This is a genomic window from Pseudomonas sp. GW822-FHT02G04 (assembly GCF_058802085.1).
In genome coordinates this window covers 339,261-354,278 of sequence record NZ_JBXANU010000001.1, presented here as the reverse complement: position 1 = coordinate 354,278, position 15,018 = coordinate 339,261, and the positions used below count along the sequence as shown (strand labels likewise).

Genomic DNA, 15,018 nt, shown 5'->3' with positions numbered 1-15,018 from the left:
AGTTAGGGCAAAACTTATGCGAAACCCGGTAATCGTCGATGCGATCCGCACGCCCATGGCACGTGGCAAGGCAGGCGGCGCGCTTTCTACTGTTCATCCTACCGACCTGCTCGCAGGCCTGTTCAAGACTCTCATGTCTCGCCACGATCTGGATCCGGCAACCGTCGATGACGTCATCGTCGGCTGCGTCAGTCAGGTCGGTGAGCAATCTGGAGCTCCCGGCCGGCTTGCCTGGCTCGGGGCCGGTCTGCCGGAAACGGTACCCTCGACCACGGTGGATCGCCGCTGCGGTTCCAGCCAGCAAGCCATCCATTTCGCTGCTCAGGGCATCGCCGCCGGAGCCTATGACATCGTCGTCGCCGGAGGTGTCGAGTCGATGAGCCGCGTGCCCATGTTCAGTGCACGCATCGGCCAGGACCCTTTCGGAGCGACGCTCTACGAACGCTACCAAGGTGGCATGATCCCCCAGGGCATTGCCGCCGAACGCATCGCCGCACGCTGGAATATCAGTCGCCTGGAGCTTGACGCCTACTCCTCTCGCTCTCACCGGCTCGCCGCCGCAGCAAGAGACTCGGGGGCGTTTGCCCGCGAAATCATTCCAGTCAGCGCCAACGGCATTGAACTGCGCCATGACGAAACCATACGCGATACGACTACTGCCGAAGGCCTGGCCCAGCTCACGCCCTCGTTTATCGACGATGCCTGGCTCCAACGCTACCCAGAACTGAACTGGGGAGCAACCGCAGGCAACGCCTCGCAGCTGGCCGACGGCGCATCCGCCATGCTCCTGATGAGCGAAGAAACGGCCGTGCGCTTGGGCCTGACACCGCGTGCACGCTTCGTTGCTTTCGATGTCATCGGCGACGACCCGATCATGATGCTCACAGCCCCGCTGTCCTCCACCCGCCGGGTACTCGCCAAAGCCGGCCTGCAAGCCAAGGACATTGATCACTTTGAGGTCAACGAAGCCTTCGCCAGCGTCCCTTTGGCCTGGCTTAAAGAGTTCGACATCAACCCGGAATATCTCAACCCCCGTGGTGGGGCAATCGCCCTGGGCCATCCATTGGGCGCTTCCGGTGCTCGCCTCATGACCACGATGCTGCACGCCCTCGAACAGACCGGCGGGCGTTATGGCCTGCAAACCATGTGCGAGGCCGGCGGTCTCGCCAACGCAACCCTCATCGAACGATACTAAAGAGGCAACAGCACTATGAATGTGACAGGAATTTCGGCGGTCGTTACCGGGGGAGCGTCGGGGCTGGGCCGTGCCACCGTGGAAGCCCTGCTGGCACAAGGTGCCAAAGTGATCATCGCGGACCTGCCTGGCTCACCGGGCGCGGACGTTGCCAAAGAACTGGGCAGCAACTGCCGCTTCGTGCCGGCCGATGTCACCAGCGAAGATCAGATGAAAGCCGTATTTGCTGCCGCCAGCGACCTCGGCCCCCTAAGGGCCACGGTGCATTGTGCTGGCCGTGGCGGTCCGCTGCGGGTGGTGGACAAGCACGGTGAACCAGGTTCTCTGGAGCATTACGAAACGATTGTGCGCATCAACCTTGTCGGCACTTTTAACGTGCTGCGCCTGGCGGCCGCCGAGATGGCAAAAGGCGAAGAAATCGATGGCGAGCGAGGCGTGGTAATCCTTACCGCTTCGGTGGCGGCATTTGAGGGACAGATCGGCCAGATTCCTTATGCCTCGGCGAAGGCTGGCATTGTTGGCATGACCATCGTCGCAGCTCGTGACCTGGCGAGCCGCAAGATCCGTGTTTGCACCATCGCGCCCGGCACCTTCGACACCCCGATTCTGGCCCGCGTCACCCCCGAGGCACGCGAATCGTTGGCCAAATCGGTGCCACATCCTGCACGCCTGGGGTACCCATCCGAGTACGCCATGCTGGCAGCACACATCATTCAGAACCCGATGATGAATGGCGAGACGATCCGCCTTGATGGCGCCATCCGGATGCCACCGCGCTGAGAGCACGAGATGACCGGGAAGAGCAACCGCTCTTCCCGGCACCTTATTTCGATTTCGAGAAGGACACATAGATGGACAAGTTCGACTGGAGGTGTTCGACATGAGCATGCTTGATTCACTTGCTCTGACCCCAATACCTGCCGAGGACGAGGCGTTACGCGCGCCCGTTCGGGCTTTCCTGACGAAAGCGATGTGCGAGGTACCGGCTCATATTCGGGCCAAGTCATGGGGTGGCTATGACGCAAAATTCAGCCGCAAGCTGGGTCAGCAAGGCTGGCTCGGCCTTACCCTTCCTAAAGAATATGGCGGTGCGGGGCGCAGCTCTTTTGCCCGCTATGTGCTGGTTGAAGAACTGCTCAACTTTGGCGCGCCGGTGGGCTCGCATTGGATCGCTGACCGCCAGAGCGGGCCGCTGATCCTCAAGTATGGCAGCGAAGAGCAGAAGCAGCGGTATCTCCCCGCGATCTGCCGTGGAGAGTCTTTCTTTTGTATCGGTATGAGCGAGCCCAATGCGGGTTCCGACCTGGCCAGCGTAAACAGCCGTGCCACCCGCACCGAAGGTGGCTGGACACTCAGCGGCCAGAAAATCTGGACCACTAACGCTCAGCATTGCCATCATATGATTGCCCTGGTGCGTACATCGGGGAGTGCCCAGGATCGCCAGCAGGGCCTGTCCCAAGTGATCGTCGATCTGTCGCTGCCCGGCGTTACCGTACGCCCGATCACCGACTTATCCGGCGACAGCCATTTCTGCGAGGTCTTCTTTGACAAGGTGCAATTGCCAGAGGACGCGCTCATCGGCACGCAAGGCAAGGGCTGGGAACAGGTGACCGCTGAGCTTGCCTTCGAACGTAGCGGCCCCGAACGCCTCTATTCCAGCATCGTGCTATTCGATCAGTGGCTGGCCTTCGTGCGTACCGCCGCCGGACGTAACCCGTCCTCGGTACGCCTGGCCGGCCGTTTGTTAAGCCAACTTGCACCGCTGCGCGCCATGTCGATCGCAGTGACCGGCAAGCTGGCACGCGGCGAGAGCCCGACCGTGGAGGCAGCGTTGGTGAAAGACCTGGGCACCTGTGTCGAGCAGGCAATTCCTGCAGCCATTGCCGATGATCTGTTTTCGCGTGAAGGGCAGAGCGTACCCTTGGAACTGCTGCAGACCCTCAACTACGTCACTCAGGTGGCACCTTCGTATTCATTGCGCGGCGGTACACGCGACATTCTGCGCGGGATGATCGCACGCGGCCTCGGTTTACGTTAAGCATTCAAGGAGTCCTCTATGGACGATCTCTTTTCAGACGCCGTTCGCCGCTTGCTGGCGAACCAATGCTCTCTCGAGACAGTACGCGAAATCGAAGCCGGGAAATCGACGCAATCGCTCTGGCAACAAATCGACGAGGCGGGTTTCGCCGACGCACTGGTCAGCGAAGACCAGGACGGCGCAGGGCTTTGTCTGTCAGATGTGTACAACGTGTTCGAGTTGTGCGGACGGTACCTGTTACCCCTGCCCTTGGCCGAGACCATGCTTGCCCGCGCACTGCTGGCTCAGGCCGGGCTGGCTCGACCAGGTGGCTGCATTGCCTTGGCCACTGGCGTGAAAGTAGAAGGCGGCCTTAAGAGCAACATAGTGCGTTATGGCCGGGTGGCCGACTATGTTTTGCTGGCCGTTGATAACCAACTCCTGCTGCTGCCCAGCGCTCAGGCAGAGGTCAGGCCGGCTGATTTCCCGCTCGACGCCAGCCTGCACTGGTCGGCCGAAATGGCAACTATCGCTGTAACTGTCCCGCGTGCCCATGATGTCCAGATGTTGTTGGCTTGCATCTATGCAGCCAAGCTGACCGGCGCACTCATGCAAGTGTTCGAAAGCACCCTGCAATACGCCAACGATCGCCAACAATTCGGCCGCCCGATCGGCAAGTTCCAGGCTATCCAGCACCAGCTTGCTGTCATTTCCGAGCACGTTTTCGCCGCCCGTATGGCAGCGCAGATCGGCTGTCATTCCAGTACCAGCGAGCCCGATCGGGTGCGCGTTGCGGTGGCCAAGGCGCGCACCAGTGAAGCCGCCGTAGAAGTTGCCGCACTGAGCCACTCCATCCATGGGGCTATCGGCATTACTGCCGAGTTTGACTTGCAGCTCTACACCCGACGCTTGCATCTCTGGCGCCAGACGGGGGGCTCCGAGTCGCGCTGGCATGAGGTACTTGGGGAGGCTCTGGTAGACGGCCACGACGGCCTGGCGCTGGACCTTCTGCGCAATGCAACAGACATCCACTGACCCGGACAGGAAACACCGATGACTCCATTTTTGAAGCTAGAACGCGAGGGCCCTGTGCTCATCATCACCATGAGCCAGCCCGCGACCCGCAATGCACTCACCGGTAACAACGCAGTGCCCGAGTTTGTCCAAGCCTGTGCCGATATTGCCCTGGACCCCAGTGTGCGCGTGGTGATTCTCACTGCTGAAGGCCCGGTCTTCAGCTCGGGCGGTAATGTGAAGGATATGCAGCGCTATTACACCGAGAAGCTCACACCCGACGTGATCCGCGAAGAGTACCGCAACGGTATCCAGCGGCTACCCAAAGCGCTGTACAACCTTGATGTACCCATCATTGCCGCGATCAATGGCCCGGCCATAGGTGCGGGTCTGGATCTGGCCTGTATGTGCGACATTCGGATCGCTTCGGAGCAAGCTACCTTTGCCGAGAGTTTCGTCAAGATCGGGATTGTTCCCGGCGACGGTGGCGCGTGGTTGTTGCCGCGAGTGGTGGGGATGTCCAAGGCATCGGAGATGGCCTTCACCGGAGAGAGCCTGACGGCCGATCAGGCACTCGCGTGCGGCCTGGTCTCAAGGGTGGTGGCCCCAGACGCGCTGCTGGCCGAAGCACGCAAGCTTGCCGAACGTATCGCCGCCAATCCGGGTGGCGTACTGCGCATGACCAAGCGCCTGTTACGCGAAGGTGAGCGCAGCAGCCTGGATTCGTTGCTCGAGACCAGCGCCGCCTATCAGGCCATTGCCCATATGACGCCTGACCATGAAGAAGCGGTACGCGCTTTCGTGGAGAAGCGTGCACCGAAGTTTTCCGCGTGACTGCACGCATGGTTATAGACGCCTGAACCCAGTCTGGGTGTAGCGTGGTTTGAGTTTTTGCTACCCCGCCAAACAGTCTGCGCCCGTACCTCGGCAAATAGCAGGAAGCCGAGGTACGATCTTGGCACTGCTATCACCCCTTCAATTTACTTGTCTGTCCCACCCTGCCCAGAATGGTTTACGCAGTTCACGCTTCAATACCTTTCCAGCCCCGCTCTTGGGAATGCTATCCACGAAGTCGACTGACTTGGGTACCTTGAACCCAGCGATGCGGTGCCGTGCCCAGGTGATAACATCTTGCGCACACACCTGCGCCCCTGTCTTCACAACCACGATTGCTTTGACCTCTTCACCCCACTGCAGTGAGGGCACCCCAATCACCGCAACCTCGCAAACCAGTGGATGGCTGTAGATTGCGTTCTCGACTTCGGCTGGGTAGATGTTCTCGCCACCAGACACAATCATGTCCTTGATGCGGTCATGGATATACAGATAGCCGTCCACATCGAGATAGCCCGCATCGCCGGTTCGCAGCCAGCCCGCGCTGTTGAGGGTACGAGCGGTGGTTTCAGGGTCACGCCAGTAGCCTGCCATATTGCCCGGCGAGCGCGTCACGATCTCGCCGACCTCGCCCGCTGCCAATGAGTGGCCATGCTCGTCCAGTATGCGAATGTCTACGCCTGGTAACGGCTTTCCGCAGGAACGCAGACGCGGTGAGTCGCCGTCCAAATGGTCCTGCGCTGAAAGTTGCACAATGCTGGCGCAAGTTTCGGTCATACCGTAGCCCTGCACGAAGCCGCACCCGAAGATATCCATGCAGTCTTTGAGTAACGGATAAGGCATCGGGCTGCCGCCGTAGGTGATGTACCGAAGGCGACTGAAGTCTACGTGCCTTGCCCGCGGGTCCTGCACGATCTTCTGCAAGGCCGATGGCACCAAGAAAAAGCAATTCACTCCGTCATGCTCGATATAGTCGAGCACATCTTGTGGTTCAAATTGGCGAGCGACAACCGACTTGATGCCGTGGTACATCGCCCAGATCGCGGTCGAGGTGCCGCCGACATGGGACACTGGCATCGCCAAGAGACTGATGTCGTCCGGTAGGTACTGACTAGCCGCACTGCCTTGCGCTGTCAGCAGTTCGCGTATGTGGATGAAGTTGCGATGGGTGAGCAAGACTCCCTTGGGCCGGCCGGTGGTACCGGAGGTATAGATCTGCACCGCGGTATCGTGCGGAGCAATGGCGACAGTCGATTGCTGCCTGGCCTGAATCATTCGCCATGAGGTAAATGTTTCCTGACCAGGAGTGTCGCTTTCCATCAGGATGATGTTCTTCAGCCATCTTGATTGAACCATCGTATTGGCTGACGCCAAGGCGCTATCCACAAACAGCAATCGGGCCTCGCTGTTGTCCAGTATATAGGCTACTTCCGGAGCTGCCAGCCGCCAACTGATCGGCACCAGCACGATGCCACTCTTGATCGCACCGAACAGTAATTCCAGGTAACTGTCGCTGTTCCTGCCCAAGTACGCGATGCGATCGCCCGCCTTTAGCCCTGCGGCCAACAAAGCATTGGCAACCTGGTTGCTGTTCATATCGAACGCTTCAAAGCTCGTTTCACGGCCTTCGAAGAGCAAGGCGGCCTTCTTCCCGTAGAGCTTTGCGTTGTATCGGGGGATGTCGGCCAATGTAGTGATGGGAATCTGAGTATGCATCGGGCATGTACCTCGCGAATTTTCCTGTCTGTCATGCGCGCGCAATGAGCAACCGCCGACAACGATCGAGATCAAGCATAGGGGAAGCACACAGGCGCCAACCGCCCTGGTAAAGCCAAGACAAATGCGATTGCCGGCTCAATCAGATGCCTGACTTGAACGCACAGCCGACGGCATTGGCTAATTTCGCTGGACCGGTAACGGCTTTGTTCTGCATAGGAACTATGGCCGCGAAGATGTTGTTGGCCAGGAGTATCGGTACCAGAATCGCGCCACATCCCGGCGACTTTTTCAATTGCCGATAATCAAGACAATGCATCGAGCGCCCATCAGGAGAGCCCCTATGCCGGAAGTTGAGTTCAGCGTCAGCGAAGGTATCGCCACCATCACCATCAACCGACCCGAGGCCAGAAACGCGGTCAATGCCGCAGTAGCCTTGGCCATTGCTGACGCCACGGACCAGATCGATCAGCGCGAAGACATCAGCGTGGCCATCCTGACGGGGGCAGGCGGCACCTTCAGCGCGGGGATGGACTTGAAGGCCTTCTTGCGTGGCGAGAACGTCAAACCCTATGACCGCGGCTTGGCGGGCCTGACCAATGCATCCATCCGCAAGCCGTTGATCGCTGCTGTCGAAGGCTATGCCTTGGCGGGCGGCTTCGAGATGGCGCTGGCCTGTGACCTGATAGTCGCAGCCGAGACTGCCAGGTTCGGTCTACCGGAAGTCAAGCGCGGGCTGGTGGCCAACGCCGGGGGGTTGGTGCGCCTACCGCGGCAGCTGCCCTACCGGATTGCGCTGGAGTTGGTGCTGACCGGTGACATGGTGTCGGCCCGAGAGCTGCACGGTTATGGCCTGATCAATCGGGTCGCGGCCGAAGGGCAAGCCCTGGCCGTGGCCCAGGAGCTGGCTCGTAGCATTGTCGCCAATGGGCCGCTAGCCACGGCCGTGAGCAAGCAGGTAGTCAAGGAGTCCCTCGACTGGCCCAGCAACGAAGTGTTCGAGCGCCAGGATGCTTACACCTTGCCGGTGTTCAAATCGAGCGATGCCCGCGAAGGCGCCAGTGCGTTCGCTGAAAAACGCAAGCCGGTCTGGACCGGGAAATAAGGGGGCGCGGAGGTATTTCGCCATGGGTCGGGGCAGCACGCGATCTAGGCTACAACCACACGCGCCCTTGCCGATATCCAAACATCGAGCGTCGGGCTGTGGCAGCCCCGCCGCTCATTAATCGTAGGGGTCATGCATGACGTATGAGCAGGAAAATCTGACAACACTGCGTACACAAGTGCGCGACTGGTTGGCGAACAACGTGCCAGCAGATTGGCGTGTGCAGATGACGGGGGTAGGCAGCGATCAGTTCGTAGCCTTTCAGCGCGACTGGATGCGGACACTGGTCAGCAGTGGCTACGCGACCTCACACTGGCCAGCAGGTTGGCCAGGGGGCGGTCGTTCGCTCGACGAACAACTGGTGATCATCGAGGAGTTGGTCAGGGCGGGAGCACCCCGGCTGATTCTGTATTTCATTTCGCTGTACCACGCGGCGATGACGCTATCGGAATGGGGTAGTGAGGAGCAGAAGGCACGCCACTTGCCGGCGATTCTCAATGGCGAGATCTGGTGCCAGGGTTTTTCCGAGCCCAATGCCGGCTCGGATTTGGCCTCGTTGAAAACACGGGCCTATCGTGACGGTGACTTTTACGTCGTCAATGGCCAGAAAACCTGGTCTACCCTCGGTCAGTATGCTGACTATTGCCTGCTGTTGGTGCGGACCGATACGAGCGTACCCAAGCAGGCGGGAATTACCTTCCTGCTGATGGACATGAAGAGCCCGGGCATCGAATGCCGACCGATCCGGCAGATTACCGGTGACGAAGAGTTTGCCGAGATCTTCCTGACCGATGTAAGGATTCCCGTGGCCAACCGGCTCGGTCAGGAAAATGAAGGCTGGCGGGTAGCGCAAACCACGTTGAGCTCAGAACGTGGAGTGGCGATTTTCGAGCTGGCCGAACGCATGGCTTCAGCACGCTGGCAACTGCTCGAAGCGCTTTCGGGGCCGGACGGCACGGTCGACGACGACCAACTGCGGCGAGAAGCTGTCGACGTTTTTACCCATATCGATGCGCTACGTGCACTGGTTAACGAAATGATGGGCAATCTGATCGCGGGTAAGGAGATCGGCGGTGCGGCCTCGATTGTCAAGCTCAACTACGCCCAGGTATTGCGTGAGTTCACCGCTCTCGGACTGAAGGCCCATGCCGGCTCGCACCTGCTGGCTCCCTATACCCTGGGTGTCGGGCATGAAACGGGTAACTGGACCTTCGACTACATGAATTCCTTCATGTGGTCGATTGCCGGCGGCAGTAACGAGATTCAACGCAATATTATCTCCGAGCGCGTGCTCGGTATGCCACGTGAAAAGGCGATCTGATGCCGCCTGCCGTGGTGTTGACTGCGTACACGAATAACCCATAGAGCGGAGACTTGGTTTGGACGCATTTATAGACAAAGACGAGTTGCGTGACTCAGCCCGCCACCTGCTCGAACGTTACATCGACCGCCAGGCGTACCTTAGCCACGATGTTTCTTCGGCGGCTCTGGATCGAAAGTTATGGCAACTCATTGCCGAGCTGGGCTGGCTGGGCCTCACGGTTGACGAGGACAAGGGCGGGCTGGGCCAGCCCTTTGCGGTGCTGTCGGTACTCTACATTGAGCTGGGCCGGGCACTCTCGGCGCAGCCCTTCGCCAGTGCCATGATCGGCCTCGAGGCGGCGAGCCATGCCCAGGCGACTATCGCAGCAGCTTCGGTGGTGGCGAGTGCAATCGTCGGCGACGCCATCGTGGTACCGGTCATTGGCAGCGACTCGCTACGCCTGAGCCTGCAGGAGGGTGGCAATGTGCGGCTCGACGGCAGAATACGCAACGTACTCGATGCCCCTCATGCCACTCACCTGCTGGTTCCACTCGACGGTGAGGAAGCGGCCGTGGCCCTGCTTGCCCTGCCCTATCCCGGCGTGGTGGTTAGTCATCGCCCCACTTGGGATAGAACGCGACAGATTGCCGATATCGAGTTCAACGGTGTTGTACCGGGTGAGACCGATGTGATCCTGCGCGGAGAAGCGGCGCGGCAAGCCATGGCCCGCCTTCGTGCCCACTTCGATCTTGCACTGGCATGTGATGCCTGGGGTGGTGGCGCCGCCGCGCTCGAGCAAACGTTGGAGTATATGAATCAACGGCACCAATTTAACCGTCCCATTGCCTCGTTCCAGGCGCTAAAGCACCGCTGCGCTGACCTCAAGGCATCACTGGAGGCAACCCGTGCATTGCTTGAGGTGACCTGCAGCGACGCGGGCGAGAAGCATCCAGGGTGGGAGATAAAAGCCGCCAGCGCTCGACTGTATGCCGGCGCTGTTTACAAGACAGTAACCGACGAATGTGTGCAGCTGCATGGTGGCATCGGCTTTACCTGGGAATACACTTGCCACTTGTTCCTCAAGCGGGCACGGCTGAGCGAAGTGCTGGGCGGAGCAGCCGAGAAGCGTAAAGACCGTTTGGCACCACAGCTGTTCAAGCTCGCGACGCCAGCTCAGAACCCGGGCCAACATTCCAGCGACATCTTGTAAGAAGGCGGAGGCCCGCTTCCTGCAACAGGAGGCGGGCTTTTTTATATGTGTTGGATTTCAGCAATGGCAGGCAGCACTGAGCAGATTAAAGCCCAATGACGAGCAAGCTAGCAGCGCGTCATTGAGCCTCGTGAACATTATTGCTGAGCGTTACTTCCTCAGTCGGGCAATCGCTTCGGCAACTTCAGGACGGGTCATGCTCTCCATTTCATAGGCCAGGCCAAGATCGAATACCGCATGAGCAGTCTTCTCGGTCAAGCAGCTGAAGGCGCGCTTGGTGCCCTCCACTCCGGCACGCGGGAGTCGGACGATATGTCGAGCGATTTCCAGTGCACGCCCCAGAGTGGCTTGCGGGGTATCGACCAAGTCGGTAACCAATCCCATCGCATGGGCTTCGCGCGCAACTAGCCGATCGCCGGTCAGCAGGTAGCGCTTGGCGCGCAACAGCCCGAGCGACTGTGTCCAGCCGATGATGCCGCCATCGCCGGCGACCAGGCCGATGGCTACATGGGGGTCGGAGATATTCGCTTCAGCATAAGCCACGACGATATCGCACAGTGTCATCAATGTCGCACCCATGCCGGCGGCGGCCCCCTGCACCGCTGCTATCACCGGAATCGACAGGCCATTCAGTGTGTGGAAGACACGTCGGGCATCGCGGGTCATGCGCATACGAATTTGCAGCGAGTCGCGCGCCTCAATGATTTCATCAAAATCACCGCCGGCCGAGAACACCTTACCCTGAGCGGAAAGTACTAGTACGCGCACCGCTTCGTTCCGGGCGATGCTATCCAGGGCATCGGCGAACTCGATATGAGCGAGTTTGTCGAAACGGTTGGACAGCTCTGGGCGTGATAGTTGGATATGGGCGATCTGGTCATTGATCTCGAGCTGCAGGGTAGAAAAACTCATCGTCATGGGTGCCTCTTGTTCGAAAAAGGAATGGGAATGTCTCATCGCTGAACGAATAAGATGGGCTGGCTGATGATCGCCTGGGATTTAGACGTGTCCAGTTCAGCCAGTAGCGCCTGCTCGCGGACGCGATAATCCTCGACGGCCACATGCTTGACCGGTCCGAAGCCTCTTATCTCGGTGGACGCGTGTGCCAAGTCGATGGCAGCCTGGATGTTGTCCGGATTGATCTTGTCGACAACCTTATCGATCAGCGAGCGATAGGCATCTATCAGCGCCCGTTCCATACGCCGCTCCCGGGTGTAGCCGAAAGGATCGAAAGCAGTGCCGCGTAGGCCTTTGAAGCGCCGCAATACACGGAATAGCGGCAGTACCCACTGTCCAAACTCACGCTTCTTCGGTCGCCCATTGGCCGGATCGCGCCCCGGCAGCATCGGTGGAGCGAGGTGGAACGTCACCTTGAAATCACCGGCAAACTGACTACGCAGCTGGTTCCAGAACCTGGGATCGGCATGCAGGCGCGCGACTTCGTATTCATCCTTGTACGCCATGAGACGCGCCAAGGTGATGGCTACTTCGCGGACAAATACCGTACCTTGCTTGAGCTGCTTGGCCTGGACGCGGCGCTCGATATCGCGCACGAAGCTTTGATAGTGCTGTGCGTAACTGGCGTCCTGAAATTCGGTCAGCAGTTTGACCCGACTATCGAGCACGGCCTGCACGGTTTCCAGGTTGGCCAGGGTGACCGCGGCCTTCTGCGGCTGCAGGGCCTGCGGGGCATGGGCGGCGAGACGGCCCAGGGCAAAGGTGCGCAGGTTGCCATCAACGAAGGTGCCATTCAGGCGAATTGCTTGCTCGATGGACTCGACGGCGAGGGGCAGCAGGCCCTTTTGCACGGCATAGCCAACCATCAGGATATTGGTCGCGATGCTGTCGCCGATGAAGTCAGTGGCGAGGCGGGTGGCGTGGAAGCAGAAAAGGTCGCCGCCGTCGATGCCCTTGCTGACCACGTCACGCAGCTTGTGGTCATCGATCTGCAAATCGCGCTGAGTCTGGAAGGCGCCTGTGGGGGTCACGTCCATGTTCAGGACCGCTGTGGTCGCCCCGGGCTTGACCGTCTTGATGGTTTCCGGGCCGGCGGCAACGATCATGTCACAGCCAAGCAGCAAGTCGGTCTTTGCAGTGTCCAGGCGTGAGCTGTAAATCCGGTCAGGATGGCTGTCGATGCGGATGTGGCTGGTCACCGCTCCGCCTTTCTGGGCCATACCGGTTAGATCCAGGATGGTACAGCCCTTGCCTTCGAGGTGCGCGGCCATGCCAAGCAAGGCGCCCACGGTAAGCACTCCGGTACCGCCGATACCGGCCACCAGCACGTTGTAACCGTCCTGCATAGGGGCCTGGGTAGGCCTTGGCAGGGCGGCGATCAGACTTTCGATACGTTCGTTGGCGACCACCGCCTTCTTGGTAATCTTGGCGCCAGTGACGGTCACGAACGACGGGCAGAAGCCCTTGACGCAGCTGAAGTCCTTGTTGCAGCTGGACTGGTCGATCATCCGCTTACGCCCCTGCTCGGTTTCCAGCGGCTGGATGCTGACGCAGTTCGACTGCACCGAGCAATCACCGCAACCTTCGCAGACCTGGGGGTTGATGAAGACCCGCTTGTCCGGATCGGGAAAGGTTCCGCGTTTGCGGCGCCGGCGCTTTTCGGTGGCGCAGGTCTGTTCGTAGACGATGGCGGAAACGCCCTTAAGCTCGCGCAGTTCGCGCTGCAGCGCGTCGAGATGGTCACGGTGATGTACCTTGACTCCGTCGGGTAGCTTGACGTCGAAGAACTTGTCCGGATCGTCTGTGACCAGCAGCACCGGGTTAACACGTTCGGCCACGAGTTGGTTGACCATGTCCACAGGGCTGATGTCAGCCTCAATTGGCTGCCCGCCCGTCATGGCTACCGCATCGTTATAAAGCAGCTTGAACGTCATATTGGCCTTGGCCGCCACTGCCGCACGGATGGCCAGAATGCCGGAGTGGGAATAGGTACCGTCACCGATATTCTGGAAAAGATGGGGCATCTCTACCAAGGGGCCAACCGAGACCCAGGGCATGCCGTCGCCGCCCATGGGCATCGGCTGCATGGTGCGCCGCTCTGGCATGACATAGGCAGCCAGGCCATGGCAGCCCACGGCACTGAGCGCCACGCTGCCCTCGGGGATCCGCGTACTTGTATTGTGCGGGCAGCCCGAGCAATAGAATGCAGGGCGGTATACATTGCTGCCCGCTGACGACACTCGTTGCTCGATACGGGTGAACCATTGCGCGCGGGAGGTTACGTCCGCAACTGGCAACCCCATCTGTTCCAGGACACCTCGCAACGCACTTCGCACGATTGAAGGCGACAGCTCTCCGACGGCGGGTAACAGTGCAGTTCCGAAGAGGTCTTGCTTGCCGACCAGAATGGGTCGTTGTTCGGCACTCAGGTGGTAGAGGTGGCGAGCGAGCTGATCTTCGATAACCGGGCGTTTCTCTTCAACCACCAGCACGACTCGGCTACCCTCGGCGAAGGCCACCGCCCCCTGTTGTTCCAACGGCCAGATCATCCCTGGTTTGTAGACGCGAATACCCAGTTCTAGGCAACGCGCCTCATCCAGCCCGAGGTCCTTCATGGCCTGGCGCAGGTCCAGGTAGGCTTTACCAGCTGCGACGATCGACAGCTCGCGGCGTGGGCCGTCGAGCACCAATCGGTCAATTCCATTAGCACGCACGAAGGCCGCAGCGGCCGGCAGGCGCTTGTTGATGACCCAGTCTTCCTGGACCAGAGGCGGCAATTTGGGCCGCAAGTTGAGCCCCTCTGGGGGTAGCGGATCATCAGGGATGATGAACTCGCGATGGGCATCAGGCAGCTCGACCGAGGCTGCGAGGTCGAGCGTGTCGGTGATGCACTTGAGGCCGATGTAAAGCCCGCTGTAACGCGACAAGGCCCAGCCGAACAAGCCGAACTCGAGGATTTCCTGGATCGTCGACGGATAGAGCACAGGAATGAAACTCGCGATCAACGTGTGCTCGGACTGGTGTGCGCTGGCAGACGACTTTCCGCCATGGTCATCTCCCACTACGGCGAGGAAGCCACCATGAGCCGCTGCACCTTCAAGGTTGCCGAGCTTGAGCGACTCGCAAGCACGGTCGACGCCCAGGCCTTTGCCATACCAGAGTCCGAATACTCCTTGGTACTGACTCTTGCCGTACCACTCCAGTTCTTGAGTGCCACGAATCGCGGTAGCAGCCAGCTCTTCGTTCAGACCTGGCTGAAAACGCACGTGGTGCTCATCGAGCAGCTTTTGTGCTCCCCACAGAGCAGCGTCGTAAACGCCCAGAGGCGACCCCCTATAACCCGAGATGTAACCGGTTGTGGCCAGGCCCCGGGCATGGTCTCGGCGCGCTTGATCCAGCGGAAGGCGCACGAGCGCCTGGTTCGAGGACAGAAAAGCTCGACCGTGTTCGAGCTCGTACTTGTCGTCCAGCGTAGTAACGCCCTTGGTCATATCAGTCAGGTATCCAATGCAGTGATTGATTCGAGGAGTGCCTCTGCATGGCATTTATAGGGGATGCGGAAAAAATCTCCTTGTCTGTCGCTGAACATTGTTTTGAATCGGCGGTGTGGCTATCGACGACACATACCGCAGAACAAGAAATCACAGGCCGGCATCTTGCGTGTGCA

Annotated in this window: 11 protein-coding genes; 8 read left to right on the top strand and 3 right to left on the bottom strand. The window is 59.7% G+C overall.

What is annotated here, in order from left to right; translation table 11 throughout:
* The first annotated feature begins 16 nt into the window (after positions 1–16).
* From AC1RO5_RS01640 to AC1RO5_RS01620, 5 genes are all read left to right on the top strand, one after another.
* The gene (locus AC1RO5_RS01640) at positions 17–1,195 is read left to right on the top strand and encodes a thiolase family protein (protein WP_493172146.1); all 1,179 of its coding nucleotides are present in this window, start codon (positions 17–19) and stop codon (positions 1,193–1,195) included.
* A 15-nt stretch (positions 1,196–1,210) separates the two neighbouring features.
* Positions 1,211–1,975: an SDR family NAD(P)-dependent oxidoreductase gene (locus AC1RO5_RS01635; protein ID WP_493172144.1), complete on the top strand. Its 765-nt coding sequence runs from the start codon at positions 1,211–1,213 to the stop codon at positions 1,973–1,975.
* 100 nt (positions 1,976–2,075) lie between these two features.
* Positions 2,076–3,233 carry an acyl-CoA dehydrogenase family protein gene (locus AC1RO5_RS01630; protein ID WP_493172142.1) on the top strand — a complete coding sequence of 386 codons (1,158 nt, stop codon included), beginning with the start codon at positions 2,076–2,078 and terminating at the stop codon, positions 3,231–3,233.
* Positions 3,234–3,251: 18 nt separating this feature from the next.
* Positions 3,252–4,247, top strand: coding sequence for an acyl-CoA dehydrogenase family protein (locus tag AC1RO5_RS01625; protein WP_493172140.1), 996 nt, complete (start codon positions 3,252–3,254; stop codon positions 4,245–4,247).
* 18 nt (positions 4,248–4,265) lie between these two features.
* Positions 4,266–5,060, top strand: a complete 795-nt coding sequence (locus tag AC1RO5_RS01620) for a crotonase/enoyl-CoA hydratase family protein (protein WP_493172138.1) — start codon at positions 4,266–4,268, stop codon at positions 5,058–5,060.
* A 141-nt stretch (positions 5,061–5,201) separates the two neighbouring features.
* Here the strand turns inward: AC1RO5_RS01620 and AC1RO5_RS01615 are convergent, their stop codons facing one another.
* Entirely contained in the window at positions 5,202–6,776 is a 1,575-nt protein-coding gene (locus AC1RO5_RS01615) for a fatty acid--CoA ligase (RefSeq protein WP_493172136.1), read from the bottom strand.
* Positions 6,777–7,119: 343 nt separating this feature from the next.
* Here AC1RO5_RS01615 and AC1RO5_RS01610 point away from each other — a divergent pair, with 343 nt between their 5' ends.
* From AC1RO5_RS01610 to AC1RO5_RS01600, 3 genes are all read left to right on the top strand, one after another.
* Complete coding sequence (locus AC1RO5_RS01610; RefSeq protein ID WP_493172134.1) at positions 7,120–7,881, top strand: crotonase/enoyl-CoA hydratase family protein; 762 nt, start codon at positions 7,120–7,122, stop codon at positions 7,879–7,881.
* Positions 7,882–8,017: 136 nt separating this feature from the next.
* A complete protein-coding gene (locus tag AC1RO5_RS01605) occupies positions 8,018–9,202 on the top strand; it encodes an acyl-CoA dehydrogenase family protein (protein WP_493172132.1) in 1,185 nt (394 codons plus the stop codon).
* Positions 9,203–9,260: 58 nt separating this feature from the next.
* Positions 9,261–10,394, top strand: a complete 1,134-nt coding sequence (locus AC1RO5_RS01600; protein ID WP_493172130.1) for an acyl-CoA dehydrogenase family protein — start codon at positions 9,261–9,263, stop codon at positions 10,392–10,394.
* A 150-nt stretch (positions 10,395–10,544) separates the two neighbouring features.
* Here the strand turns inward: AC1RO5_RS01600 and AC1RO5_RS01595 are convergent, their stop codons facing one another.
* Together AC1RO5_RS01595 and AC1RO5_RS01590 are read right to left on the bottom strand one after the other, a co-directional pair.
* Positions 10,545–11,312 carry an enoyl-CoA hydratase/isomerase family protein gene (locus AC1RO5_RS01595; RefSeq protein ID WP_493172128.1) on the bottom strand — a complete coding sequence of 256 codons (768 nt, stop codon included), beginning with the start codon at positions 11,310–11,312 and terminating at the stop codon, positions 10,545–10,547.
* Between the two features lie 35 nt (positions 11,313–11,347).
* Complete coding sequence (locus AC1RO5_RS01590; protein WP_493172127.1) at positions 11,348–14,842, bottom strand: indolepyruvate ferredoxin oxidoreductase family protein; 3,495 nt, start codon at positions 14,840–14,842, stop codon at positions 11,348–11,350.
* Positions 14,843–15,018: the final 176 nt, after the last annotated feature.